The sequence below is a fragment of the Massilia sp. S19_KUP03_FR1 genome (genome assembly GCF_036688685.1).
Taxonomy (GTDB): Bacteria; Pseudomonadota; Gammaproteobacteria; order Burkholderiales; family Burkholderiaceae_D; genus JALYUM01.
This window is the reverse complement of the sequence record NZ_JAQQPS010000009.1, coordinates 104,186-127,283: the sequence shown is the minus strand read 5'-3', so window position 1 is coordinate 127,283 and position 23,098 is coordinate 104,186. Positions and strand designations below refer to the sequence as shown.

The 23,098-nt window shown below is 60.5% G+C and carries 22 protein-coding genes and 1 tRNA gene; 3 read left to right on the top strand and 20 right to left on the bottom strand.

The features are described 5' to 3' along the window. Window positions 1-2 precede the first annotated feature (2 nt). From nuoN to V6M87_RS11835, 20 genes are all read right to left on the bottom strand, one after another. Complete coding sequence (gene nuoN / locus V6M87_RS11930; protein ID WP_442920580.1) at window positions 3-1,514, bottom strand: NADH-quinone oxidoreductase subunit NuoN; 1,512 nt, start codon at window positions 1,512-1,514, stop codon at window positions 3-5. A 15-nt stretch (window positions 1,515-1,529) separates the two neighbouring features. After that, a complete protein-coding gene (locus V6M87_RS11925) occupies window positions 1,530-3,029 on the bottom strand; it encodes an NADH-quinone oxidoreductase subunit M (protein ID WP_332876848.1) in 1,500 nt (499 codons plus the stop codon). Between the two features lie 16 nt (window positions 3,030-3,045). After that, window positions 3,046-5,133, bottom strand: coding sequence for an NADH-quinone oxidoreductase subunit L (gene nuoL / locus V6M87_RS11920; RefSeq protein ID WP_332876847.1), 2,088 nt, complete (start codon window positions 5,131-5,133; stop codon window positions 3,046-3,048). Window positions 5,134-5,189: 56 nt separating this feature from the next. Then, window positions 5,190-5,498, bottom strand: coding sequence for an NADH-quinone oxidoreductase subunit NuoK (nuoK, locus tag V6M87_RS11915; protein ID WP_332876846.1), 309 nt, complete (start codon window positions 5,496-5,498; stop codon window positions 5,190-5,192). Continuing rightward, complete coding sequence (locus V6M87_RS11910; RefSeq protein ID WP_332876845.1) at window positions 5,495-6,223, bottom strand: NADH-quinone oxidoreductase subunit J; 729 nt, start codon at window positions 6,221-6,223, stop codon at window positions 5,495-5,497. The genes nuoK and V6M87_RS11910 overlap by 4 nt, the downstream gene beginning before the upstream one ends. 32 nt (window positions 6,224-6,255) lie before the next feature. Continuing rightward, the gene (gene nuoI / locus V6M87_RS11905; protein ID WP_332876844.1) at window positions 6,256-6,744 is read right to left on the bottom strand and encodes an NADH-quinone oxidoreductase subunit NuoI; all 489 of its coding nucleotides are present in this window, start codon (window positions 6,742-6,744) and stop codon (window positions 6,256-6,258) included. 26 nt (window positions 6,745-6,770) lie between these two features. Further along, entirely contained in the window at window positions 6,771-7,844 is a 1,074-nt protein-coding gene (gene nuoH / locus V6M87_RS11900) for an NADH-quinone oxidoreductase subunit NuoH (protein WP_332876843.1), read from the bottom strand. After that, window positions 7,844-10,165, bottom strand: coding sequence for an NADH-quinone oxidoreductase subunit NuoG (gene nuoG / locus V6M87_RS11895; protein WP_332876842.1), 2,322 nt, complete (start codon window positions 10,163-10,165; stop codon window positions 7,844-7,846). The genes nuoH and nuoG overlap by 1 nt, the downstream gene beginning before the upstream one ends. A gap of 15 nt (window positions 10,166-10,180) precedes the next feature. Further along, window positions 10,181-11,476 carry an NADH-quinone oxidoreductase subunit NuoF gene (nuoF, locus tag V6M87_RS11890; RefSeq protein WP_332876841.1) on the bottom strand — a complete coding sequence of 432 codons (1,296 nt, stop codon included), beginning with the start codon at window positions 11,474-11,476 and terminating at the stop codon, window positions 10,181-10,183. Continuing rightward, window positions 11,473-11,952 (bottom strand): NADH-quinone oxidoreductase subunit NuoE, encoded by a 480-nt coding sequence (gene nuoE / locus V6M87_RS11885; RefSeq protein ID WP_332876840.1) that lies wholly within the window; start codon window positions 11,950-11,952, stop codon window positions 11,473-11,475. The genes nuoF and nuoE overlap by 4 nt, the downstream gene beginning before the upstream one ends. A 34-nt stretch (window positions 11,953-11,986) precedes the next feature. Then, complete coding sequence (locus V6M87_RS11880; protein ID WP_332876839.1) at window positions 11,987-13,240, bottom strand: NADH-quinone oxidoreductase subunit D; 1,254 nt, start codon at window positions 13,238-13,240, stop codon at window positions 11,987-11,989. Continuing rightward, a complete protein-coding gene (locus tag V6M87_RS11875) occupies window positions 13,240-13,833 on the bottom strand; it encodes an NADH-quinone oxidoreductase subunit C (protein WP_332876838.1) in 594 nt (197 codons plus the stop codon). Before V6M87_RS11875 ends, V6M87_RS11880 begins: the two co-directional genes overlap by 1 nt. A 15-nt stretch (window positions 13,834-13,848) precedes the next feature. Then, window positions 13,849-14,325, bottom strand: coding sequence for a NuoB/complex I 20 kDa subunit family protein (locus tag V6M87_RS11870; protein ID WP_332876837.1), 477 nt, complete (start codon window positions 14,323-14,325; stop codon window positions 13,849-13,851). Window positions 14,326-14,328: 3 nt separating this feature from the next. After that, window positions 14,329-14,688 (bottom strand): NADH-quinone oxidoreductase subunit A, encoded by a 360-nt coding sequence (locus V6M87_RS11865; RefSeq protein WP_332876836.1) that lies wholly within the window; start codon window positions 14,686-14,688, stop codon window positions 14,329-14,331. Between the two features lie 177 nt (window positions 14,689-14,865). Continuing rightward, window positions 14,866-14,950: transfer RNA gene (locus V6M87_RS11860), tRNA-Leu, on the bottom strand. A gap of 161 nt (window positions 14,951-15,111) precedes the next feature. Beyond that, window positions 15,112-15,507 carry a preprotein translocase subunit SecG gene (secG, locus tag V6M87_RS11855; RefSeq protein WP_332876835.1) on the bottom strand — a complete coding sequence of 132 codons (396 nt, stop codon included), beginning with the start codon at window positions 15,505-15,507 and terminating at the stop codon, window positions 15,112-15,114. Window positions 15,508-15,561: 54 nt separating this feature from the next. Continuing rightward, complete coding sequence (gene tpiA / locus V6M87_RS11850) at window positions 15,562-16,311, bottom strand: triose-phosphate isomerase (protein WP_332876834.1); 750 nt, start codon at window positions 16,309-16,311, stop codon at window positions 15,562-15,564. Between the two features lie 101 nt (window positions 16,312-16,412). Continuing rightward, window positions 16,413-17,393, bottom strand: coding sequence for an NAD(P)H-quinone oxidoreductase (locus tag V6M87_RS11845; protein WP_332876833.1), 981 nt, complete (start codon window positions 17,391-17,393; stop codon window positions 16,413-16,415). Window positions 17,394-17,474: 81 nt separating this feature from the next. Continuing rightward, window positions 17,475-18,086, bottom strand: coding sequence for a tetratricopeptide repeat protein (locus V6M87_RS11840; protein WP_332876832.1), 612 nt, complete (start codon window positions 18,084-18,086; stop codon window positions 17,475-17,477). Window position 18,087: 1 nt separating this feature from the next. Then, entirely contained in the window at window positions 18,088-18,864 is a 777-nt protein-coding gene (locus tag V6M87_RS11835; protein ID WP_332876831.1) for a GIN domain-containing protein, read from the bottom strand. A gap of 464 nt (window positions 18,865-19,328) precedes the next feature. Between V6M87_RS11835 and V6M87_RS11830 the strand changes: the two genes are divergently transcribed. From V6M87_RS11830 to V6M87_RS11820, 3 genes are all read left to right on the top strand, one after another. Further along, the gene (locus tag V6M87_RS11830) at window positions 19,329-20,714 is read left to right on the top strand and encodes a M16 family metallopeptidase (protein WP_332876830.1); all 1,386 of its coding nucleotides are present in this window, start codon (window positions 19,329-19,331) and stop codon (window positions 20,712-20,714) included. Between the two features lie 10 nt (window positions 20,715-20,724). Continuing rightward, window positions 20,725-22,143 carry a M16 family metallopeptidase gene (locus V6M87_RS11825; protein WP_332876829.1) on the top strand — a complete coding sequence of 473 codons (1,419 nt, stop codon included), beginning with the start codon at window positions 20,725-20,727 and terminating at the stop codon, window positions 22,141-22,143. Window positions 22,144-22,212: 69 nt separating this feature from the next. After that, a complete protein-coding gene (locus tag V6M87_RS11820) occupies window positions 22,213-23,097 on the top strand; it encodes a hypothetical protein (RefSeq protein WP_332876828.1) in 885 nt (294 codons plus the stop codon). Window position 23,098 lies beyond the last annotated feature (1 nt).

Genomic DNA, 23,098 nt, shown 5'->3' with positions numbered 1-23,098 from the left:
GATTACGAACCCAGCGTTTTGGTCATCGCGTTCATGCACGCGCCCAGCAGCGAACCCGGCATCAGGCCCAGCAGCACGATGGCGACGCCATTGATCGACAGGGCGACCTGCATGTCCAGCGGCGTGTTGATCGGGGTGGCGTCGACGGCTTCGTCGAACCACATCGTTTTTACGACGCGCAGGTAGTAGAAGGCACCGATCAGCGAGAACATGACGGCAACGACGGCGAGCCAGATCTGGCCCGACGACGCCACGGCCTGGAGTACCGACCATTTCGCCATGAAGCCCATCATTGGCGGCACGCCGGCCAGCGAGAACATCAACACCGTCATGACCACGGCGAACCATGGCGAACGGCGCGCCATGCCCTTGAAGTCGGCCAGTTGTTCGGCTTCGAAACCGGAACGCGCCAACATCATGATCAAACCGAAGCTGCCCAGCGTGGTCAACACGTAGGTGATCGAGTAATACATGGCGGCGCTGTAGGCGCCGGCGGCGCCGCTGGCGTTGCCGTTTTCAGGTCCACCGACCACGCCAGCCATCAGGCCCAGCAGGACAAAACCCATTTGCGCAATGGTCGAGTACGCCAGCATGCGCTTGATATTGGTTTGGGCGATTGCGGTCAAGTTGCCGATTGCCAGCGAGGCCACGGCCAGCACCATCAGCATCTGTTGCCAGTCATACGCCATCGGCAGCAAGCCTTCGACAAGAATACGCAACACCATCGCGAACGCGGCCAGCTTCGGCGCGCCGCCCAGCAGCAGCGTGACTGCCGTTGGCGAACCTTGGTAGACGTCAGGCACCCACATGTGGAATGGTACGGCGCCCAGTTTGAAGGCCAGACCGGCAACAATGAACACCAGACCGAACACCAGGATGGTCGGGTTCGCGCTGTGCGAGTTGGCGACTTTGTAGATTTGCGTCAGGTCCAGCGAACCAGTAGCACCGTAAATCATCGAAATACCGTACAGCAGGAAGCCGGATGCCAGCGCGCCGAGAATGAAGTATTTCATCGCAGCTTCGGTCGAGACAGCGTGATCACGGCGCAAGGCGACAAGCGCATACAGCGACAGCGACATCAGTTCCAGGCCCAGGTAAATCGACAGCATGTTGTTACCAGAGATCATGATCATCTGGCCCAGCAGCGAGAACAGCGCAAGGACGTAGAACTCGCCGCCCAGGTTACCGCTGGTCATGCCACGTTCGGTGGCGTACTGGCGCGAGTAGATCAGCGTGACGCCGACGGCCAGGTAGGTGAACAGTTTCAGCAGGTTGCCCATCGGGTCCGACACATACATATTGTAGAACGTGTAGGTGGTGGTGCCGGCGTTGTAGTCCATGAAGCTGAAGAATGCGCAGCCAACCAGGGTCAGCAGGGAGAGCACGTACGTCAGCGTGCGCTTCTCCCCTTTCAGGAACATGTCGATCAGCAGGATCGCGGAAGCCGCGATCAGCAGGAAGATCTCGGCGGACACCGGCGCAAGATTGGGTGCTTCAGTAATGATAGGGGTCATTGGATTCATACCGTTTTATTGAGGCAGCTTGCTGATCGAGACGTGTTGCAGCAGGTCGGAAACCGATACCTGCATCGTGTCCGTAAATGGCGCCGGGTACAGGCCCATCACCATCACGCCGATCGCCAGCAGCGCGAACATGAAGAATTCGCGCTTGTTGATGTCGGTCAGTTCGTCCACGTGGTGGTTGGCAACCTTGCCGAAGATGACGCGCTTGACCATCCACAGCGAGTACGCCGCGCCCAGGATCAGGGCGGTGGCAGCCAGCAGGCCAATCCAGAAATTGAACTGGACCGCGCCCATGATGACCATGAACTCGCCGACGAAACCGGAGGTGGCTGGCAAGCCGCAGTTGGCCATCGAGAACAGCACCACGAAGGCAGCGAACTTCGGCATGCGGTTGACCACGCCACCGTAGGCGGCGATTTCACGCGAATGAACGCGGTCATACAGCACGCCGATGCACAGGAACATGGCGCCGGAGATAAAGCCGTGCGAGATCATTTGCACGATGCCGCCCTGCATGCCGATTTCATTGAAGATGAAGAAACCGAGCGTGACGAAACCCATGTGCGCAATCGAGGAGTACGCTACCAGTTTTTTCATGTCCTTCTGGACCAGTGCCACCAGGCCGATGTAGATCACGGCGATCAGTGAGAGCGTGATCATGAAGCCGGCCAGGTAGTGCGACGCATCCGGGGCGATTGGCAAGGAGAACCGCAGGAAGCCGTACGCGCCCAGTTTCAGCATGATGGCCGCCAGCACGACGGAGCCGCCAGTTGGCGCTTCGACGTGGGCATCCGGCAGCCAGGTGTGGACTGGCCACATTGGTACCTTGACGGCAAACGCCATCAGGAAGGCCAGGAAAATCAGCACTTGCTCTTTCATCGTCAGCGGCAAATTGTGCCAGGCGAGGATGTCGAAGCTGCCGCCTGCCTTGTTGTACAGGTAGATGATGGCGATCAGCGTCAGCAGCGAACCGAAGAACGTGTACAGGAAGAATTTAAATGCCGCATACACGCGGTTCGGGCCGCCGAACACGCCGATGATGATGAACATCGGGATCAAGGTCGCTTCGAAGAAGAAGTAGAACAGCAGGCCGTCGAGCGCGCAGAACACGCCGATCATCAGGCCCGACAGCAACAGGAACGAGCCCATGTACTGCGCGATGCGCGTTTCGATCACTTGCCATGCCGAGATCACGACGATCACCGAAATGAACGCGGTCAGCGGCACGAACCACAGCGACAAACCGTCGACGCCGAGCGTGTAGAAAATATTGAAACGCTCGATCCATGGGCTCGACTCGACGAACTGCATGCCGTGGTGGGCATTGTCGAAGTTCGTGATCAGCGGGATCGTGACGGCCAGGCTGGCCAGCGCACCGACCAGGGCCAGCACGCGGGTGAAGCCGGGACGGCTGTCGCGCCCGACGGCCAGAATCAGCACGCCGAACACGATGGGGAGCCAGATCGACAGGCTCAGCAAATTAGAATTATTCAATGACTGCATCATTTTTTCTTAGCCTGAATTAAGCGTGCCAGAACGGGAAGAAGTACAGCAGCGTTGCCAGTACCCCTGCGACCATCACGAAAGCATAGTGATAGAGGTAGCCGGTCTGGAACGTACGCGCCATGCTTGAGAACCAGCCCACCAATTTTGCGCTGCCGTTGACCAGGAAGCCGTCGATGACCATGCGGTCGCCGAATTTCCACAGGCCCTCGCCAATGCGCAGTGCGCCATTGGCAAACACGGCCTGGTTGAACTTGTCCATGTAGTACTTGTTGTCCAGCAGCGTGAACAGCGGGTGCAGCTTGGCGAAGAACCAGGCCGGCACCTTGCGGTTGACCATGTAGCAATAGTAGGCAGCGGCCACACCGGCAAACGCCAGCCAGAACGGCGCGGTGGTAAAGGCATGCAAGCCCATCGCGGCGGCGCTGTGGAATTCGTGACGCAGCTCTTCCATGGCGTGGTGGTTTTCACCAACGAAAATCACGTCCTTGAAGAAGTTGCCGAACAACATAGGCTCGATCGCCAGAAAACCGATGATGACCGATGGAATGGCCAGCATGATCAGCGGGAAAGTGACCACAAATGGCGACTCGTGCGGCTTCTGGCCTGGGGCCAGGCCGTGGTGGCCGTGATCATCTTCCTCTTCTTCATCATGTGCATCCGAATCGTGCGCGTGATCGTCGTGCTTGGCATGGGCATCGTGACCGTGGTCAGCATGCGCTTTACCAAAACGCTCTTCCCCGTGGAACACCAGGAAATACAGGCGGAACGAGTAGAACGCGGTAACGAACACGCCGGCCAACACGGCAAAGTAGGCGAACTTCGCGCCCGGCAAATCGCTGGCGGCAACCGCTTCGATAATGCTGTCCTTCGAGTAAAAACCGGCGAAGAATGGCGTACCGATCAGTGCCAGCGAACCGAGCAGCGAGGTGATCCAGGTGATCTTCATGTACTTGCGCAGGCCACCCATGTTGCGGATGTCCTGGTCGTGGTGCATGCCGATGATGACGGAACCAGCCGCCAGGAACAGCAGCGCCTTGAAGAAGGCGTGGGTCATCAGGTGGAACACGGCGACACTGTATGCCGAGGCGCCCAGCGCGACGGTCATATAGCCCAGCTGCGACAGGGTCGAGTAAGCGACCACGCGCTTGATGTCGTTCTGGATGATGCCCAGGAAACCCATGAACAGCGCGGTGATGGCGCCGATGATCATCACGAACGACAGGGCCGTATCGGACAACTCGAACAGTGGCGACATGCGCGCCACCATGAAAATGCCGGCGGTAACCATCGTCGCGGCGTGGATCAGCGCGGAGATCGGGGTCGGGCCTTCCATCGAGTCCGGCAGCCAGACGTGCAGCGGGAACTGGGCCGATTTACCCATCGCGCCAATGAACAGGCAGATGCAGGAAGCGGTCAGCAGCGGCCACTCGGTGCCGAGCACCGTCATGTTCACGAGCTGGTCTTTTTGCGCGAAAATTTCCTGGTAATTCATCGAGTGACCCGCGGCCAGCAGCAGCCCGATACCGAGGATGAAACCGAAGTCGCCGACGCGGTTCACGAGGAACGCTTTCATGTTGGCAAAAATGGCGGTCGGACGGGTGTACCAGAAACCGATCAACAGATACGACACCAGGCCCACTGCTTCCCAGCCAAAGAACAGCTGCAGCATATTGTTCGACATGACCAGCATCAGCATCGAGAACGTGAACAGCGAGATGTACGAGAAGAAGCGGTTGTAGCCTTCGTCCTCGGCCATGTAGCCGATCGTGTAGACGTGCACCATCAGCGACACGAAGGTCACCACGCACATCATCATGCTTGATAACGCATCGATGTGGAAACCGACATCCATCGACAAGGTACCGACCGTCATCCAGTGGTAAATGTTGCCGCTGAAACTGGCGCCATCGAGCACCGCCATCAATGTGTGCACCGACAAGATCAGTGCGACCAGGACTCCCATGATGGTAGCGACAGTCGACACCTTGCGGCCGACCACGTTACCGAGGAACTTGGTACCTAGCAAGCCGGCAATCGCGGCGCCGACGAGCGGCGCCAGCGGTACGGCCAGAAGGAGGTTAGGGTTAAGAATTTGCCCCGCCATGTTGAACCTTAATCGTTATGTATTCGAAATGAAAATCATGCAAACCGTTGTGTCGATTAACCCTTGAGGCTATCGAGGTCTTCCACGTTGATCGTGTCCACATTACGGAACAGGACCACCAGGATCGCCAGGCCGATCGCCGATTCGGCGGCAGCCACGGTGAGGATGAAGAACACGAAAATCTGTCCGGCCGCGTCACCCAGGTAATGGGAAAACGCGATGAAGTTCAGGTTCACGGCCAGCAGCATCAGTTCGATGGCCATCAGCAGGACAATGATGTTCTTCCGGTTCAGGAAGATACCCACGATCGAGATTGCGAACAGCATCGCGCCCAGGATCAGGTAGTGAGCAAGGGATAAGGTCATTTGGCATCCTTTTTAGCGGGCGCCGCTGCTGCAGCGGAGACAGCTTTATCCAGCGTCGGCGCCGATGGTTCAGTGGCGGCACGTTCAGCTTCCAGCGCGGCAACGCGCGCGGCTTCTTCATCGATGGCCGGCTGATTCACTGAGGCCATTTTGACGATGCGCAGACGGTCGTTGCGCTTGACGCGGACAGCGTCGCCCGGATCGATAGCCTTGCTGTCCTTGCGGGTACGCAGGGTCAGTGCCACGGCGGCGATGATCGCCACGAGCAAGATCGCTGCGGCAATTTCAAAGCCGTAAATATATTTCGTGTAGATCAGCATGCCCAGTTCCTTGGTACCGCCGATGTTCAGCGCGGCAGCCGCCGGGGTCTGCTCGAAGGTCATGTATCCGCGCCACAGAACGGCTGCCATTTCCAGCACGATCAGCGCGCCAATCGCGGACGCCAGTGGCAGGTAACCCCAGAAGCCCTCACGCATCTTGTCGATATTAATGTCGAGCATCATCACGACGAAGAGGAACAGCACCATCACCGCGCCGACGTACACCAGCACCAGGACGATGGCGAGGAATTCGGCTTTCAGCAGCAGCCAGATGCCTGCGGCGTTGAAGAACGCCAGCACCAGGAACAGGGCGGCGTGCACCGGGTTCTTGGCGGTAATAACACGGGTTGCCGCTGCGAGCATGATCAGCGAGAACGCGTAGAACAGAAAAGTTTTGAAATCCATGACGGCCGGGACCTTATTCTTGTTGTGAGCGGTTAGCGGTACGGTGCGTCGACAGCGCGGGCAGCGGCGATATCGTTCTCGTAGCGGTCGCCGACAGCCAGCAACATTTCTTTGGTGTAGTACAGGTCGCCACGTTTTTCGCCGTGGTATTCCAGTACGTGGGTCTCGACGATCGAATCGACCGGGCAAGACTCTTCGCAGAAACCGCAGAAGATGCACTTGGTCAGATCGATGTCGTAGCGGGTGGTACGGCGGCTGCCGTCTTCACGCTGCTCGGATTCGATTGTGATCGCCATCGCCGGGCAGACTGCTTCGCACAGTTTGCAGGCGATGCAGCGCTCTTCCCCGTTCGGGTAGCGGCGCAGCGCGTGCAGACCACGGAAGCGCGGCGACATCGGCGTCTTCTCTTCCGGGTACTGCACCGTGATCTTGCGCGAAAACATGTACTTGCCCGTCAGGGCCATGCCCTTGAGCAGCTCGGTCAGCAACAGGCTGCCGAAAAAATCTTTGACTCGTTCCATTTTGTTCGCTCTCTTTTGCTTCCTGATTACTTCCAGATATTCCACGAGGTCTGCATCACGCCAGCAACCAGCACCAGCCATACCAGCGTCAGCGGAATGAATACTTTCCAGCCGAGACGCATGATCTGGTCGAAGCGATAGCGTGGGAAGGTACCGCGCACCCAGACCATCAACGAGACGATGAAGAAGGTTTTTGCAAACAGCCAGAAGAAGCCGCCGAAACCGCCGCCAAACTCCAGGAAACCGAATGGTGCAGCCCAGCCGCCCAGGAACATGATCGAAGCGACCACGCCGATCAGGATCATGTTGGCGTACTCGGCCAGCATGAACATCGCATACGACATGCCCGAGTACTCGACCATGTGACCGGCCACGATTTCCGATTCGCCTTCGACGACGTCGAACGGGTGACGGTTGCATTCAGCCAGGCCGGAGGTCAGGTAGATGACGAACAGCGGCAGCAGTGGCAGCCAGTTCCACGACAGCAAGTTCACGCCGTGCGAGACAAAGTAGCCAAATTCCTGCTTGGCGACGATGTCCGAGAAATTCAGGCTGCCGGACACCATCAGGATCACGACAAACACGAAGCCCATCGGGATTTCATACGAAATCATCTGTGCCGAGGCGCGCATGGCGCCCAGGAAGGAGTACTTCGAGTTCGACGCCCAACCGGCGATGATGATGCCGTACACCTCGATCGACGTAATCGCCATCAGCACCAGCAAACCTGCGTTGACGTTGGCCAGCGCGAACTGCGGACCGAACGGCACGACCGACCAGGCGGCCAGCGCCGGCATGATGGTCATGATCGGGCCGAGAATAAACAGCTTGCCGTTGGCCTTGCTTGGAACGACGATCTCTTTCAACAAGAGTTTCAAAGCATCGGCAATCGGCTGCAGCAAGCCAGCCGGACCGACGCGGTTCGGGCCGACGCGGATCTGGATCCAGCCGATCAGTTTGCGTTCCCACAGCGTTGCGTAGGCAACCAGGCCCATCAGCGGCAGCAGGACGCACAGGATTTTGACCAGGGTCCAGACCGGGGTCCAGGCCACGCCCAGCAGGGCCGAACCGTTGGTGGTGATCGTTTCAATGATTGCCATTACGCAGCCTCCCCTGCTTTTTGCACAGCGATCGGACCGAACATGGCGCCCAGCGTGGCGGTCAGTGGGTGACCGGCAGCGACGCGGATCGCGTTCACTGGCAGGCGCGCATCGATGTCGGCTACCAGGATCGCGCTGCCCGTGCCTTGCGTTACTTGCACGCGGTCGCCAGCGACCACGTTCAGTTCGGCAGCCAGGGCGCGTGGCAAGGTGACCAGCGCAATATTCGCGTCAGCCGTGCGTTGCAGCGGCTCGGAGCGGCGCGCGATGGCGTCGGTGAAGTAGATCGGCACGTCGGTGACGCGCTCAAGCGCGCCAGCGTTACCGTAGGCTGCGGCCTGAAGCGTTGCCTTGCCGATGTTGTTCAGCTTGCCCGACAGGTCGGTCACGCCCTTGCCCAGCGCTTCATCACGCACGCCTTCGGAGGTGTCGTAGTCGAAACCGGCCACGCCCAGCAAATTGCCCAGGACGCGCAGCACTTTCCAGGCTGGACGGGCTTCGCCCATCGGCTTGACGGTGCCATTGAAACTTTGTGCACGGCCTTCGCAGTTCACGAAGGTGCCGGCGGTTTCGCTGAATGGCGCGATTGGCAGCAGCACATCGGCGTACTCGAAACCGTGCTTGAACGCGGACATGACAACCACCATCTCGGCGCCATCCAAGGCGGCGCGCGCTTGCTGTGGATTCGCAGCGTCGAGCTCAGGCTCGGCGTTGAGCAGCACATACGCTTTTTTCGGCGTCGCGAACAAATCCTTGTTCGCCGTGGCGTTGACCAGATAACCGCCGACGGTGTTCGCCGCTTCGACCAGGTAGCCGAATTTGGCGCCGGTCGTATCAGCGATCCACTGGGCCGCTGCGTGGATGGCAGCGCCTTGCGGGTGATGCGAGACCGCATTGCCCAGCAGGACGACAGCGCCCTCTTTCGCGAAGGTTTTAGCGATGGCTTTGGCGTTATCGGTGACAGTGATGTTATTGAAGCCGGCCGGTGCGTCGATTTCTTTCGCAGCGGCGACAGCGGCCACCACGTCGGACAAGGCAGCCAACCAGTCGCTTGGCGCGGCCACGATTTTCGCAGCCGTGGTCATCAACAGATCATCGTCGGTGCCGCCCAGAACAGCCAGCTTGGCGCCATTCTTGATGGCGTTACGCAGACGGGTGGCGACCAGCGGATGATCCTTGCGCAGGTTCGAGCCGATCACAAACGCGCTGGCGACATTCGACAGCTCGGCGATTGGCATGCCCAGCCATGGGGTGACCGCGCCGTCCAGCGCGAAGTCGCCCTGGCGCAGGCGGAAGTCGATGTTCTCGGTACCGAGGCCACGCATGGCTTTTTGCAGCAAATACAGTTCTTCGACGGTCGAGTGGGCGGTGGCGGCAGCAGCGATGCTGTCGGCGCCGTGTTCGTGCTTGATGTTACGCAGGCCGTGGGCCACGTATTCGAGCGCGGTTTGCCAGTCGGTTTCGGCCCACTGGCCGCCCTGCTTGATCATCGGCACCGTCAAACGGTCGGTATGGTCCAGCGCATCGTAGGAGAAACGGTCTTTGTCGGACAGCCAGCATTCGTTGATCGCTTCGTTTTCCAGCGGCAGCACGCGCATCACTTTGCCGTTTTTCACTTGCACAATGAGATTAGACCCGAGTGAGTCGTGCGGCGAAACCGATTTGCGGCGCGACAGTTCCCATGGACGTGCGGAGTAGCGGAACGGTTTCGAGGTCAGTGCGCCAACCGGGCACAGGTCGATCATGTTGCCGGACACTTCCGAGTCGATGGTTTTACCGACGAACGTCGTGATTTCCGAGTGCTCGCCGCGGCCAACCATGCCCAGCTCCATCACGCCAGCCACTTCCTGGCCAAAACGGACGCAACGGGTGCACTGGATGCAGCGCGCCATCTCTTCCATCGACACCAGCGGACCGGCTTCTTTCGGCACAACCACGCGTTTTTCTTCTTCGTAGCGCGACTTGCCGCTGCCGTAGCCGACGGCCAGATCCTGCAACTGGCATTCGCCGCCCTGGTCGCAGATCGGGCAATCGAGCGGGTGGTTAATCAGCAAGAATTCCATGACGGATTTCTGTGCCTGCACCGCTTTTTCGCTGTTCGAACGCACGATCATGCCCGCCGACACTGGCGTGGCGCAGGCTGGCAAAGGCTTCGGCGCCTTTTCCACTTCGACCAGGCACATGCGGCAGTTCGCAGCGATCGACAATTTCTTGTGATAGCAGAAGTGCGGGATATAGGTGCCAATTTTGTTGGCAGCTTCCAGCAACATGGTACCCGGCGCGACTTCTACCTTCTTGCCGTCAATTTCAATTTCAACCATGAGAGTTCTCTGGCCTTAAAGATAAGCGGGCACGAGGCAATGCTTGTGCTCGATGTGATATTCAAATTCTTCGCGGAAGTTCTTGATCATGGCGCGTACCGGCATCGCGGCGGCATCACCCAGGGCGCAAATGGTGCGACCCTGAATGTTGTCGGCGATCGAGTTCAGCATGTCCAGGTCGCTTGCGCGCCCTTCCCCGTGCTCAATCCTATGCACCATGCGGTACATCCAGCCCGTGCCTTCGCGGCATGGGGTGCACTGGCCGCACGATTCTTCGTAATAGAAGTACGACAGGCGCAGCAGCGATTTCACCATGCAGCGCGTCTCGTCCATGACGATGACGGCGCCCGAACCAAGCATTGAACCTGCTTTCGCGATCGCGTCGTAGTCGAGGTCGGTATCCATCATGACCTCGCCGCGCACAACCGGCGCCGACGAACCGCCAGGAATCACGGCCTTGATTTTCCGACCGCCGCGCATGCCGCCGGCCAATTCCATCAGCGTGGCAAACGGGGTGCCGAGCGGCACTTCGTAATTGCCTGGACGATTGACGTCGCCGGAGATCGAAAAGATTTTCGAACCGCCATTGTTCGGCTTGCCCATGGCCAGATAATTCTCTGCGCCCATGTTCAGGATGAACGGCACCGCAGCAAAGGTCTCGGTGTTGTTGATCGTGGTTGGCTTGCCGTACAGGCCGAACGAGGCCGGGAAAGGCGGCTTGAAGCGTGGCTGGCCTTTCTTGCCTTCGAGCGACTCCAGCAGCGCCGTTTCTTCGCCGCAGATGTAGGCGCCATAACCATGCGCCGCATGCAACTGGAAATTGAAGGTGCTGCCCATGATGTTGTCGCCCAGGAAGCCGGCGGCACGCGCCTCTTCCAGCGCTTCTTCAAACAACTCGTACTCGGCAAAAATTTCGCCGTGGATGTAGTTGTAGCCGACCGTGATGCCCATGGCGAACGCGCCGATGGCCATGCCTTCGATCAGGCTGTGCGGGTTGTAGCGAATGATGTCGCGGTCTTTGAACGTACCCGGCTCGCCTTCGTCGGTATTGCAGACGAGGTATTTCTGGCCCGGGAACTGGCGTGGCATGAAGCTCCACTTCAGGCCGGTCGGGAAACCCGCACCGCCGCGGCCGCGCAAGCCCGAGGCCTTCAGGTCGGCGATGATCTGTTCCGGCGTGATGTTGTTTTCGAGGATGCGGCGCAACGCGCTGTAGCCTCCGCGCGCGACATAGTCGGCCAGGTGCCAGTTTTTGCCGTCCAGACCCGCGAGGATCACTGGCTTGATGTGACGATCGTGCAGACTGGTCATTTGTTCAATTCCTCAACGAGTGCATCGATTTTTTCGTCCGTCATGAACGAGCACATGCGATGGTTATTCACGATCATGACCGGTGCATCGCCACAGGCGCCCATGCACTCGCCTTCAATCAGCGTGAACTTGCCGTCGGCGGTGGTTTCGCGGTAGCCGATGCCCAGCATTTCCTGCAGGCGCTTGCCGGCGCGGTCGCCGCCCGACAACTGGCATGGCAGGTTGGTGCAGACGGTGATCTTGTGCTTGCCCACCGGCTTGGTGTTGTACATATTGTAGAAAGTCGCAACTTCCTGGACGGCAATCGCCGGCATGCCGATGTAGTCGGCAACGTCCTGCAGGACTTCCGGTGGCAGCCAGCCGGTTTCCACTTGCGCGTGGGCCAGCGCGGCCATCACGGCCGACTGGCGCTGGTCGGCCGGGTACTTGGCCAGTTCGCGATCAATTTTTTTGTAGCACTGTTCAGATAACAACATGGTTTGCCTCAAATGTACACGCCAAGCCAGCGGCTTAGCGGTCGATACTGCCGAATACGATGTCCTGCGTGCCGATGATGGTCACGGCGTCCGCGATCATGTGGCCACGCGCCATTTCGTCCAGGCTCTGCAAGTGCGCATAGTCCGGGGCACGGATCTTCAAGCGATACGGTTTGTTGGCGCCGTCCGAGACGATATAGATGCCGAACTCGCCTTTTGGATGCTCCACCGATGCAAACGCTTCGCCCGGCGGCACGTGCATGCCTTCGGTGAACAGTTTGAAGTGGTGAATCAGCGATTCCATATTCGTCTTCATGTCCACGCGGTTGGGCGGGGCGACCTTGTGGTTGCTGGTCATCACCGGACCCGGGTTGGCGCGCAGCCAGGCCGACGCCTGCTTGATGATGCGGTTCGACTGGCGCATCTCTTCCACGCGGACCAGGTAGCGGTCGTAGCAATCGCCGTTGGTGCCAACCGGCACGTCGAATTCCATCTTGTCGTACACGGCGTAGGGCTGCTTCTTGCGCAGATCCCACTCGATGCCCGAACCGCGCAGCATGGCGCCGGTGAAGCCCATGGCCAGCGCATCTTCCGGCGTCACCACGCCGATGCCGACGGTGCGCTGTTTCCAGATGCGGTTGTCGGTCAGCAGGGTTTCATATTCGTCGACATAGGTCACGAAACGCTTCGAGAAATCGTCGATGAAGTCGAGCAGCGAACCCTGGCGGCTTTCGTTGAGGGCGTCGATTTTCTTGGCGCTGCGGATGATCGATGGCTTGTGTTGCGGCATCGCGTCCGGCAGATCGCGGTAGACGCCGCCCGGGCGATAGTATGCTGCGTGCATGCGCGCGCCGGAGACGGCTTCGTACACGTCGAACAGATCTTCACGGTCGCGGAAGGCGTACAGGAACGGGCCCATGGCGCCGACGTCGAGCGCGTGTGCGCCAAGCCACATCAGGTGGTTCAGCAAACGCGTGATTTCGTCGAACATGACGCGGATGTACTGGGCGCGCACCGGCACTTCGACGCCGATCAGCTTTTCGATGGCCATCACGTAGGCGTGCTCGTTGCACATCATCGAGACGTAATCGAGGCGGTCCATGTACGGCACCGATTGCAGGTAGGTGCGGGTTTCCGCCAGCTTCTCGGTTGCGCGGTGCAACAGGCCGATGTGCGGGTCGGCACGCTGGATGACTTCGCCATCAAGCTCCAACACCAGGCGCAGCACGCCGTGGGCTGCAGGGTGCTGCGGACCGAAGTTCAGGGTGTAATTTTTAAGTTCAGCCATTATTTCAGCCCGTAGCTTTCTTCGCGGATCACGCGCGGAATGATTTCACGCGGCTCGATGGTCACGGGTTGGTAAATCACCCGCTTCTGTTCGGGGTCGTAGCGCATCTCGACGTAGCCCGTCACCGGGAAATCCTTGCGGAATGGGTGACCGATGAAGCCGTAGTCGGTCAGGATGCGGCGCAAGTCGTTGTGACCGTCGAACAGGATGCCGTACAGGTCGAACGCTTCACGCTCGTACCAGTTGGCAGAACGCCAGACCGGCACCACGGAAGCGACCAGCGGCATCTCGTCGTCGGGCGCGAACACGCGCACGCGCACGCGCCAGTTGTGCTTGACCGACAGCAGGTGCGAGGTGGCCGCGAAACGCAGGCCATCCCACGTACCTTCGCCGTAGGTGGAATAGTCAACGCCGCACAAGTCGAGCAATTGCTCGAAGTGCAGCGACGGCTCATCGCGCAGGATGAACATCGATTTCAGGTAGTCGGCGGCCTTGACCTGCACCGTCACTTCGCCCAGCGCGGTGCTGATCACAGCACCCTCGCCCAGGGCGGTGCGCAGGGCCCGTTCGAGGGCGGCAATTTTTGTCGTCATGATAGGGATCCTGGCTTAGCGCGCGATGGTATTGGTGCGCTTGATTTTATTTTGCAGCTGCAGGATGCCGTACAGGAGCGCCTCCGCGGTCGGCGGGCAGCCCGGGACGTAGACGTCGACCGGGACAATGCGGTCACAGCCGCGCACCACCGAATACGAGTAGTGATAGTAGCCGCCACCGTTGGCACAGGAGCCCATCGAAATGACCCAGCGCGGTTCCGGCATCTGGTCGTAGACCTTGCGCAGCGCCGGCGCCATCTTGTTGCACAGCGTCCCGGCCACGATCATCACGTCAGACTGACGTGGCGATGGACGAAACACAACGCCGAAGCGGTCCATATCGTAACGGGCCGCGCCGGCGTGCATCATTTCGACTGCGCAGCAAGCCAGGCCGAACGTCATCGGGAACATCGACCCGGTACGTGCCCAGTTGATCAGCGAGTCGGCTGTCGTGGTAATGAAACCTTCGTTTAATACGCCTTCAATTGACATGGCTTACTCCCAATCAAGGGCACCTTTCTTCCAGATGTACCAGAAACCAACGACGAATTCAGCGATGAACACCATCATCGTGATGAAGCCGCCGATGCCCAGTTCACGCATGGAGACACCCCATGGGAAGAAAAACGCCGTTTCCAGATCAAACAAAATAAAGAGGATCGCGACCAGGTAGTACCGGACGTCGAATTTCATGCGCGCATCTTCGAAGGCTTCGAAGCCGCACTCATACGGGGACAGCTTGGCTGCGTCGGGACGGTTCGGTCCGAGCAGGTAGCCGAGCAACTGGGGCGCGACACCTACGCCGATACCGACCAGGATGAATAGTAAAACGGGGAAATAATTTTCGAGGTTCACGAAAAGATGCCTTTGTACGAACGGTTAATTACCACTGCATGTTGCAGCGCCGCATCGCGCATACCTGGCTGAGGATGCCGCCAGGACTGTCGCGACAGATCCTCGTAAAAAAGCCAGCTTGAGCATGGAGCCGAAGCTCATGCCGTCTTGCTGGCTTCTTTGTACTGCTTGTATTCTTGGTGCCGACGACGAGACTCGAACTCGTACAGCTTGCGCCACTACCCCCTCAAGATAGCGTGTCTACCAATTTCACCACGTCGGCTTTGAGACAGCTATTGTACCCTGCCTTAACACCATATTTCAATGCTCAAATTGCGATGTCTCAAGCAAAAGAGTGTTTTTTGACTACATTGACGCCAAGGGTAATTATCCGAGGCGCCTAAAACGATGAGACTGTTCTTGTTGCGCTGCAAAAACGCCGAATTACTTCGGAATATCGGTCACGGGAGCTGGTGCCGCCGGCGCAGGTGCGGTGACCGGCACCGTCGTCGCTGGAATGGCGTTTGGATTGGCTGGTGCGGCTGGCTTTGCCGGCGCGGTGACCGCGCGACCCATGACGCCGGCATCGACCGTGCTGGTGCGGTTATTGGTGGCGTACACCAGGCCCAGGGTCGAGGCGAAGAACACGGCCGCGGCCACGGCGGTCGACTTGGACATGAAGTTCGACGAACCGGTTGCACCGAACAGGCTGCCGGACGCGCCGGAACCGAAGGCCGCACCCATGTCGGCGCCTTTGCCGTGCTGCAGCAGCACCAGGGCGATAATGACCAGTGCCGAAAGAACCTGGATGACGACGATGATATTGAAGAGGGTACTCATTGCAATTCCAATTTAAGTTTGACTACGATTTTTAAAATTCAGGATTTTAATTACTTACCTGGCGGCGTGAATGATTGCCAGGAAATCGGCGGCTTTCAATGCAGCACCGCCAATCAGGCCGCCGTCGATATCTGGCTGGGCCATCAATTCTTTGGCGTTATCCGGTTTCATGCTGCCGCCATACAACAGCGGCACCGTGTCGGCCACTTCGGCACTGTGGGCACGCAACTGCGCGCGCAAGGCGGCGTGCACTTCCTGCGCCATTGCCGGCGTGGCGGTCTTGCCGGTGCCGATGGCCCAAACCGGTTCGTAGGCCACCACCAGCTTGGCGACATCGGCTTCGTCGAGTAATTTGAGTACGGCCTCGAGCTGCTCGCTGACGACGGCATTGGTCTGGCCGGCATCACGCTCTTCCAGAGTTTCCCCGACGCAGACGATCGGCGTCATGCCGGCGCGCAGCACTGCTTCGGCCTTGCACGCCACCAGCTCGCTCGTTTCCATGTGGTAGGCACGGCGCTCGGAGTGACCGACAATCACATACTGGCAGTCGTACTCGACCAGCATGCTGGCCGCCACTTCGCCGGTGAAGGCGCCGCACGCTTTGTCCGAGACATCCTGCGCGCCGACTTTCATCGGGCTGCCGGCAAGCAATTCCTGGGTCTGGTGCAGATACACGCACGGCACACAGACCGCGCACGCGGCCGATGCGCCGTCAAGACCGGCGACGATGTTTGACAACAGCTCGGCGTTCGCCGCGCGGCTGCCATTCATTTTCCAGTTACCGACGACAAGTTTCGAACGCATAGGAGCCCACGGTTGATTAACCCGCTATTCTAACTGTCACCCTCATATGGGTCAAACAGATGGACGGTGCTGGTTGACATCATCTGTTGACACAATCCTGGTTACAACACTTGCAGCATGATCTTGCCGACGTGGGTGCTCGACTCCATCAATGCATGGGCCTCGGCCGCCTGCGCCAATGGAAACGTTTTATAGATCACCGGGCGTACTTTTTTCTGTTCCAGCAGCGGCCAGGCGTGCTGCAGCAGTTTCGCGGCAATGTCGGCCTTGAACGCCACCGAACGGGGGCGCAGCGTCGAGCCGCTGATCACCAAGCGGCGGCGCAGCACCTGGCCCAGGTCGATCGTGGCATTGGCGCCGCCCAGCAGCGCGATCAGCGCGATGCGACCATCGTCGGCCAGGCAGTCGATTTCGCGCGGCAGGTAATCCCCTGCCACCATGTCCAGCACGACGTCGACGCCCTTCCCGCCCGTCAACTCCTTGACGACGACGGCAAAATCCTCGTCCTTGTAATTGATCGCGCGTTCGGCGCCGAGTTCCACACAGGCGGCACATTTTTCAGCACTGCCAGCCGTGGCGAATACGCGGTGGCCGAGCGCGGCTGCCAGCTGGATGGCGGTCACGCCGATACCGGAGCTGCCGCCCTGCACCAGCAGCGTTTCGTCACCTTTGAGCTGGGCGCGGTCGAACACATTGCTCCAGACGGTGAAATAATTTTCCGGCAGCGCTGCGGCTTCCAGCGGGCTCAAGCCGGCTGGAATGGGCAGGCACTGGCCCGCGGGCGCTGCGCAATATTCGGCGTAGCCACCACCCTGCACCAGCGCGCAGACCATGTCGCCCAGCTTGAACGGCGTGCCGTCACAGTCACCGCCGACGATTTCGCCGGCCACTTCCAGGCCGGGGAGATCGGAGGCGCCCGCCGGCACCGGATAGTGACCCATGCGCTGGAGCACGTCGGGACGGTTGATGCCGGCCGCGTGCACACGGATGAGCAACTCGCCGGGCTTGAGTTCAGGCAGCGGGCGTTCGCACAGTTGCAGGACGTCGGGCTTGCCGGGTTGGGTGATTTCGATTGCGCGCATGGGGAATGGAATATTTGATAAAAAAACCATTGTATCCCCGCGCAGGCGGGGACCCATCACACTGCACCGAAATCGCGCCCCCTACTCCCGACCCGTTTTCGACTCCGTCGGCAACGCCGTCCCCACCTTCCAGGTGCGCGACAGCATTTGCGCCTCGGCGATTTGCTCTTCCGTCATTTGGCGCGCCACGGACGCCCGCTGCGCCGGTGCGCCGGCATTCCCGCCCGCCGCCGACAAATTCCACAGCATGTAGGCGATCACCAGGTCCTGCGGCACGCCGGCCACGTGATAGCGGTACATCAGGCCGAGCGCATGCTGCGCATCGGCATGACCCTGCTCGGCGGCTTTGTGGAACCACCAGACGGCCTGGCGCTGGTCGAGCGGCACCGCGTTGCCGGTGTAATACATGGCGCCGATCAGGTACTGGGCATCGGCCTTGCCGGCAGTTGCCGCCTTCTGGCTCCAGCTGAACGCCTGCTTGTAGTCGCGCGCCACGCCGCGGCCCATGTAATACATCAAGCCGAGCAATTGCTCGGCATCGTGGTTGGCGGCTTTCGCCAGCGGCGTGATTTCTTTCAGCGCCAATGCGTAATTGCGCGTGTTGTAGGCATTCGCGCCTTCCACGAACCCGGCCTGCGCGCTCGCCTGGAGTGCGGTCACAGCGACCGCGAAGAGGATATGTTTTAGGCCCATGTTATTTCCAGCTGACCTTTCCCAGCCCATCGACGCTGACTTTGCGGTTCAGGGGCTTGCCATACACCGTCACCGAACCCAGCCCGCTCAGGTTCAGGTTGGCGTTCAGGTGGGCATTCACGGTGGCACTACCGAGTCCACTCAAATCCACGGTGACCGATTCAACCATGAATTGTTTCGCATCGAGCCCGCCGAGACCCTCCATATTAGCGCGCAAGGTCTTCGCGCGGCCTTCAAGGGTGACGTAGCCGGCGCCTTCCAGGTTCAGTTCGATCAGCTCGGCATTCAAGCCGTGCATATTCATGCTGCCCAGCCCCCCGAGGCTCACTTTGACGACGCGATAACGACTGTCATGCATGGTCATCGAGCCGGCGCCGTCGAGCGACAGGTTGATGTTCTCGCCGCTGAAACCGCTGACGTCGCTGCGACCAAGGCTTTCGGACACCAGCTCGCGCAACGCCGGCAGCACGAGTTCGGCGCGCAGCGTGCGGCGGCCATTGCTGCGCATGCCGTGGTCGTCGTTCTCGATGATCAGCGTATCGCCGGCCTGGCGGCTGGTGGTTTGCCCGACCAGGCGCGCATTCCCGCTGATGACCAGTGACGGCACTGCACCCTGGCGCACGTTCAGGTCGACGATGCCATCGAGCCGCACGCGCGTGATGCGCGCATCGATGACCCGGATCTCGGTTGCGGTCTCATCGGCAGCGCCGGCCGCACCCGCGCCCGCCATGACGCCGAATAATAATGCGCCCGCCGCCACCATCAAAAGCTTGTTCATGTCCTGCTCCCTGTTCTTGTTATCTCCAAAACCCGCTGCACAGTTGCACTATATCCACCGCCCCACCTTACCCGTCGCCGATTGCGATGAACTGCACGATTTGGCACACAGACAACAGTTTTACAGGACAGGCTGCTGCTCTCCCAGCCCCCACCATAGGGTCAGTGTCGATTTATTGAGCAATTTCCCGAAGTTTCCCATTAATTTGACTCTGACCCTCCTTGTCTCGGGCGTTGATCAATTGCTCGAAAATTAGGGTCAGAGTCGATTAAATGAGCAAGACACAAAATTGCTAATTAAATCTACACTGACCCCAATTATTGGGAAATTGTTTGGGCGATATATGCATACGAAACACGTGAAGAAGTTGCTTGAAGGTGTAGCGTTTCGGATAAGATATTTATCATGCTGGCGGCGCGTTTGCCGCTGTGTCCTATCCACGTAGAAGCTTTCAAGAGGTAACCATGCGCAAGTGTCATCTTCCCGTTTTGCTGGCCGGGGTTTCGTTGTCCTTTGCGGCACTCGCCGCCGATTCGGACCAGTGGAAACTGCCGGTGCAAGTACAGAAATTGCCAAACGGCTTGACCGTCATCGTGACCGAAGACCACACCTCGCCCACCATCGGCGTGTCGGTGGTCTACCACGTCGGCATGCGCCTGGAACCGCGCAACCGCACCGGCTTTGCCCACCTGTTCGAACACCTGATGTTCCAGGGCACGCCGAATGCGCCGAAGGGCGTGTTCGACCGCACCATCACCGGTGGTGGCGGCCGCAATAATGGCTCGACCCGCCCCGACTTCACCAACTACATCGAGACCGCGCCCGTGTCGGCGATCGACTCGATCCTTTGGCTCGAAGCGGACCGCATGAAGACCCTCGATTTCTCCGCCGCCTCGCTGAAGAATCAGCAGGACGTCGTCAAGGAAGAAATCCGCGTCAACGTGAAAAACCAGCCGTACGGCGGCTTCATGTGGATCGACATTGCCCAGCACGGCTTTCAGAAATGGGAAAACAACCACGACGGCTACGGCAGCTTTGAAGACCTCGAAGGCGCCAGCCTCGATGACGTGCGCGCCTTCCACCGCGACTATTACGGCCCCAACAACGCCGTGCTGGCCATTGCCGGCGACGTGACCCCGGCCCAAGGCTTTGCACTGGCCAAAAAATACTTCGGCGGCATCGCCATCCGCCCGACCCCGAAACCGGGCGACTTCAGCGAGCCACTCAACACTCAGGAAAAACGCATCGAGCAAAGCGATGCGCTGGCCCAGGTGCCGGCGATTGCCGCCGCGTGGAAAGTGCCTGCGCGGGGTAGCCGCGATCACGCCGCCATGGCCGTGCTGTCCGAAGTGCTGGCCGGCGGCGACGCCTCGCTGTTCTACCAGGGCCTGGTCAAGGGCCGCGAAATCGCGCTCAACGTGAACGGCAGCTTTGGCCTGACCGACGCCTGGGACTTCGACGGCCCCACCCAGTTCGTCGTGTTCGCACTATACAAACCGAATGGCAGCGCCGATACCCTGCTCGCCGCCATGGACGACGACATCGCCAAAGTGGTCAAGGACGGCGTCTCGCCGGCGATGCTGAAACGCGTGAAAACCCAGATGCTGGCCGACTGGAACAACAAGCTGGAAAGCTTCATCAACCGCGCCGACACGCTGGCCAGATTGCAAACGCTGTGGGGCGACGCCAACGTGGTCAACCAGATTCCCGGCTGGATCGACGGCGTCACCGCCGCCGACCTGCAGCGCGTCGCCGCGACCTATCTGACCGCAGCGAACCGCACCACGATCGACCGCAAGCCAGTGGCAGCCCGCACCCAAACCAACGCCGCCGCCGGCACCACGAAATAAGGAGCGCATCGTGACGATCGCAAACAAACTGACGCTGGCCCTGGCCGTTTCCCTGCTGTTCGCGCCGCTGGCGCAATCAGCCGCCGTGATCACCCCGGCCGACATGCCCGCCTACGGCAAGGACAAGCCATTACCGGCCCCGAAAATCGCCCGCAAGACGCTGCCCAACGGCCTCGAAGTGTGGGTGGTGCCGCGCAACGGCCTGCCGCGCGTCGACTTTGTATTGGCAATTCGCAACGCCGGCTACGCGGCCGACGATAAGGCCCATCCCGGCTTTGCCAACCTGCTCGCGGGCCTGCTCAACGAAGGCGCCGGCAAGTACGACTCGCGCGCCATCGCCGAACTGGCACAGGGCATGGGCGGCTCGGTCGCCGCCAGCGCCACGCTTGACGGCATCCTGGTGTCGGCCCACGCCCTCACCTCGCACGCCGCGCCAATGCTCAACCTGATGGCCGACGTGACGCGCGTGCCGACCTTCCCGGCCAAGGAGGTCGCCCTGACCAAGGCCAACGCCCTGCAAAGCCTGAAGGTCGCCGAGACGCAGCCGCGCTTCCGTGCCGACCGCGCCCTGAGCAAAGCCATCTACGGCAGCCACCCGTACGGCCAGGTCGAGCCGACCGTCGAAGCAATCACCAGCACGACCGAGGAACTGCTGCGCGCCGAACACGTGAAACGCTTCCGTCCCGAGCGCGCCCTGCTGGTCATTACCGGCCGCGTCACCGATGCGCAAGCCATGCAGATGGCGCAAAAAGCGTTCGGCTCGTGGCGCGGCCAAGGCAGCGCCAGCACCGACACCCCGGCCGCACCGGGCGCCGCGACGCCGCTGCGCCTGGTGCTGCAGCGTAACGGCAGCGTCCAGTCAGTGGTGCGCCTGGGCAGCCCTGGCATCGCCGCGACCTCGCCCGACCAGGTGCCGATGCGCCTGGCCAGCACCATCCTCGGCGGTGGCTTCAGCAGCCGCGTGAACCTGAACCTGCGCGAAGAAAAAGGGTATACCTATGGCGCCTCGGCGGGCGCGCGCATGTACCGCGAAGGCGGCAGCATCATCGGCGGCGCCGAAGTGCGCAATGATGTCACCGGCGCCTCGCTCAAAGAATTCATGGCGGAGTACAAACGCATCGGCACCGAACTGGTGACGCCGGCCGACATGGAGATGAACAAGCGCTACGTCGCCGGCGGCTACCTGATCAGCAACCAGCTGCAGCGTTCCGTGGCCGGCACGCTGGCGTCGAACTGGCTGGTGGGCCTGCCGCCGGAATTTCTCGGCCAGTTCGTCCCGCTGATCCAGAAGGTAACGGCCGAGCAGGTACGCGACGTCAGCAAAAAATATTTTGCTCCCGAAGCCCAGTCGATTGTCGTGGTGGGCGACAATGCAGCCATCGGCGAGCAATTGAAAGCGTACGGCGCGTTCACGGTCAGCGACAAGTAGGCGACAAGTCAGCGTCCGTCCCCTCTCTCAACGCCCGCCTGGTAAGCGGGCGTTTTTATTTGGGGCGGCATGGACAGAATCATCATCGGCGTGGCACTGGCGCTGGCGGCACTGGTATTGATCGCCGCGGCGATCTGGGAACAGCCCGACATCAATCCGGGGCTGGCGGTGCCTGCCGCCGCCACAGCACCCGCGCCAGCGCCGCGCATCCTGCCTGCGCCTGCCAGCGCGCTGCCAACCGTGCCCGCCGCGTCGCTGGCCGAACAGGTCGACGCACTCGTCGCCACGCGCGACCCCCAAAAGGCATTTGAAGCGTACCGGCTGCTGGCCGACTGCACCACCTTCAACCGCGACGGCGACCGCCTGATTTTCGAGGACGATGTCACGCACAAGAACGATGGCGTCCTGCCCGGCTTTCGCGCAATGACCGAACCGGAGAAGCGCCGCGACGCCGTGCTGTGCGCGGCCATGACCGAGCGCATGCGCCAGTCGCGCATCGACTATCTGACCATCGCCGCGCGCGCGGGCATTGCGCGCGCCGCGGTCGCCCAAGTAAGCGAAGGCCCCTTCGGCGACCGCAGCGCCTTGAAGTCGCGTCCGAATGACCCGATGGTGCAGGAATGGAAAGCGCAGGTGCAGGACCAGCTGGCGCGGATCGCGCAAGAACAGGCGGATGTCGGCGTGCTGAGTTATCTGTCGGCGATGCGCATGGTCGGCAGCGACGTGTTCGAGAAGGACCCGGCGCTGGCCTACCGCTATGGCGTGGCGATGGGCCTGATCATGCAGGAACTGCTCGGTGCCGACAACGAAATGGCCCGGCTGTACCGCCCCGACGGCGGCATGATGCAAAATGCCGCGTCCAGCCTGACGCTGCAGGAGCGCGCGGCGCAGCTGGCCGAGGCGCAGCGTATCGCCGACACCGCCCGCACCAGGCGCCAGCGCGAAAAACCGTAAA

What these genes read in the sequence shown, in the direction of transcription:
- nuoN (WP_442920580.1), bottom strand. Translation starts at nt 1,514, where the DNA reads ATGACCCCTATCATTACTGAAGCACCCAATCTTGCGCCGGTGTCCGCC.
- V6M87_RS11925 (WP_332876848.1), bottom strand. Translation starts at nt 3,029, where the DNA reads ATGATGCAGTCATTGAATAATTCTAATTTGCTGAGCCTGTCGATCTGG.
- nuoL (WP_332876847.1), bottom strand. Translation starts at nt 5,133, where the DNA reads ATGGCGGGGCAAATTCTTAACCCTAACCTCCTTCTGGCCGTACCGCTG.
- nuoK (WP_332876846.1), bottom strand. Translation starts at nt 5,498, where the DNA reads ATGACCTTATCCCTTGCTCACTACCTGATCCTGGGCGCGATGCTGTTC.
- V6M87_RS11910 (WP_332876845.1), bottom strand. Translation starts at nt 6,223, where the DNA reads ATGGATTTCAAAACTTTTCTGTTCTACGCGTTCTCGCTGATCATGCTC.
- nuoI (WP_332876844.1), bottom strand. Translation starts at nt 6,744, where the DNA reads ATGGAACGAGTCAAAGATTTTTTCGGCAGCCTGTTGCTGACCGAGCTG.
- nuoH (WP_332876843.1), bottom strand. Translation starts at nt 7,844, where the DNA reads ATGGCAATCATTGAAACGATCACCACCAACGGTTCGGCCCTGCTGGGC.
- nuoG (WP_332876842.1), bottom strand. Translation starts at nt 10,165, where the DNA reads ATGGTTGAAATTGAAATTGACGGCAAGAAGGTAGAAGTCGCGCCGGGT.
- nuoF (WP_332876841.1), bottom strand. Translation starts at nt 11,476, where the DNA reads ATGACCAGTCTGCACGATCGTCACATCAAGCCAGTGATCCTCGCGGGT.
- nuoE (WP_332876840.1), bottom strand. Translation starts at nt 11,952, where the DNA reads ATGTTGTTATCTGAACAGTGCTACAAAAAAATTGATCGCGAACTGGCC.
- V6M87_RS11880 (WP_332876839.1), bottom strand. Translation starts at nt 13,240, where the DNA reads ATGGCTGAACTTAAAAATTACACCCTGAACTTCGGTCCGCAGCACCCT.
- V6M87_RS11875 (WP_332876838.1), bottom strand. Translation starts at nt 13,833, where the DNA reads ATGACGACAAAAATTGCCGCCCTCGAACGGGCCCTGCGCACCGCCCTG.
- V6M87_RS11870 (WP_332876837.1), bottom strand. Translation starts at nt 14,325, where the DNA reads ATGTCAATTGAAGGCGTATTAAACGAAGGTTTCATTACCACGACAGCC.
- secG (WP_332876835.1), bottom strand. Translation starts at nt 15,507, where the DNA reads ATGAGTACCCTCTTCAATATCATCGTCGTCATCCAGGTTCTTTCGGCA.
- tpiA (WP_332876834.1), bottom strand. Translation starts at nt 16,311, where the DNA reads ATGCGTTCGAAACTTGTCGTCGGTAACTGGAAAATGAATGGCAGCCGC.
- V6M87_RS11845 (WP_332876833.1), bottom strand. Translation starts at nt 17,393, where the DNA reads ATGCGCGCAATCGAAATCACCCAACCCGGCAAGCCCGACGTCCTGCAA.
- V6M87_RS11840 (WP_332876832.1), bottom strand. Translation starts at nt 18,086, where the DNA reads ATGGGCCTAAAACATATCCTCTTCGCGGTCGCTGTGACCGCACTCCAG.
- V6M87_RS11835 (WP_332876831.1), bottom strand. Translation starts at nt 18,864, where the DNA reads ATGAACAAGCTTTTGATGGTGGCGGCGGGCGCATTATTATTCGGCGTC.
- V6M87_RS11830 (WP_332876830.1), top strand. Translation starts at nt 19,329, where the DNA reads ATGCGCAAGTGTCATCTTCCCGTTTTGCTGGCCGGGGTTTCGTTGTCC.
- V6M87_RS11820 (WP_332876828.1), top strand. Translation starts at nt 22,213, where the DNA reads ATGGACAGAATCATCATCGGCGTGGCACTGGCGCTGGCGGCACTGGTA.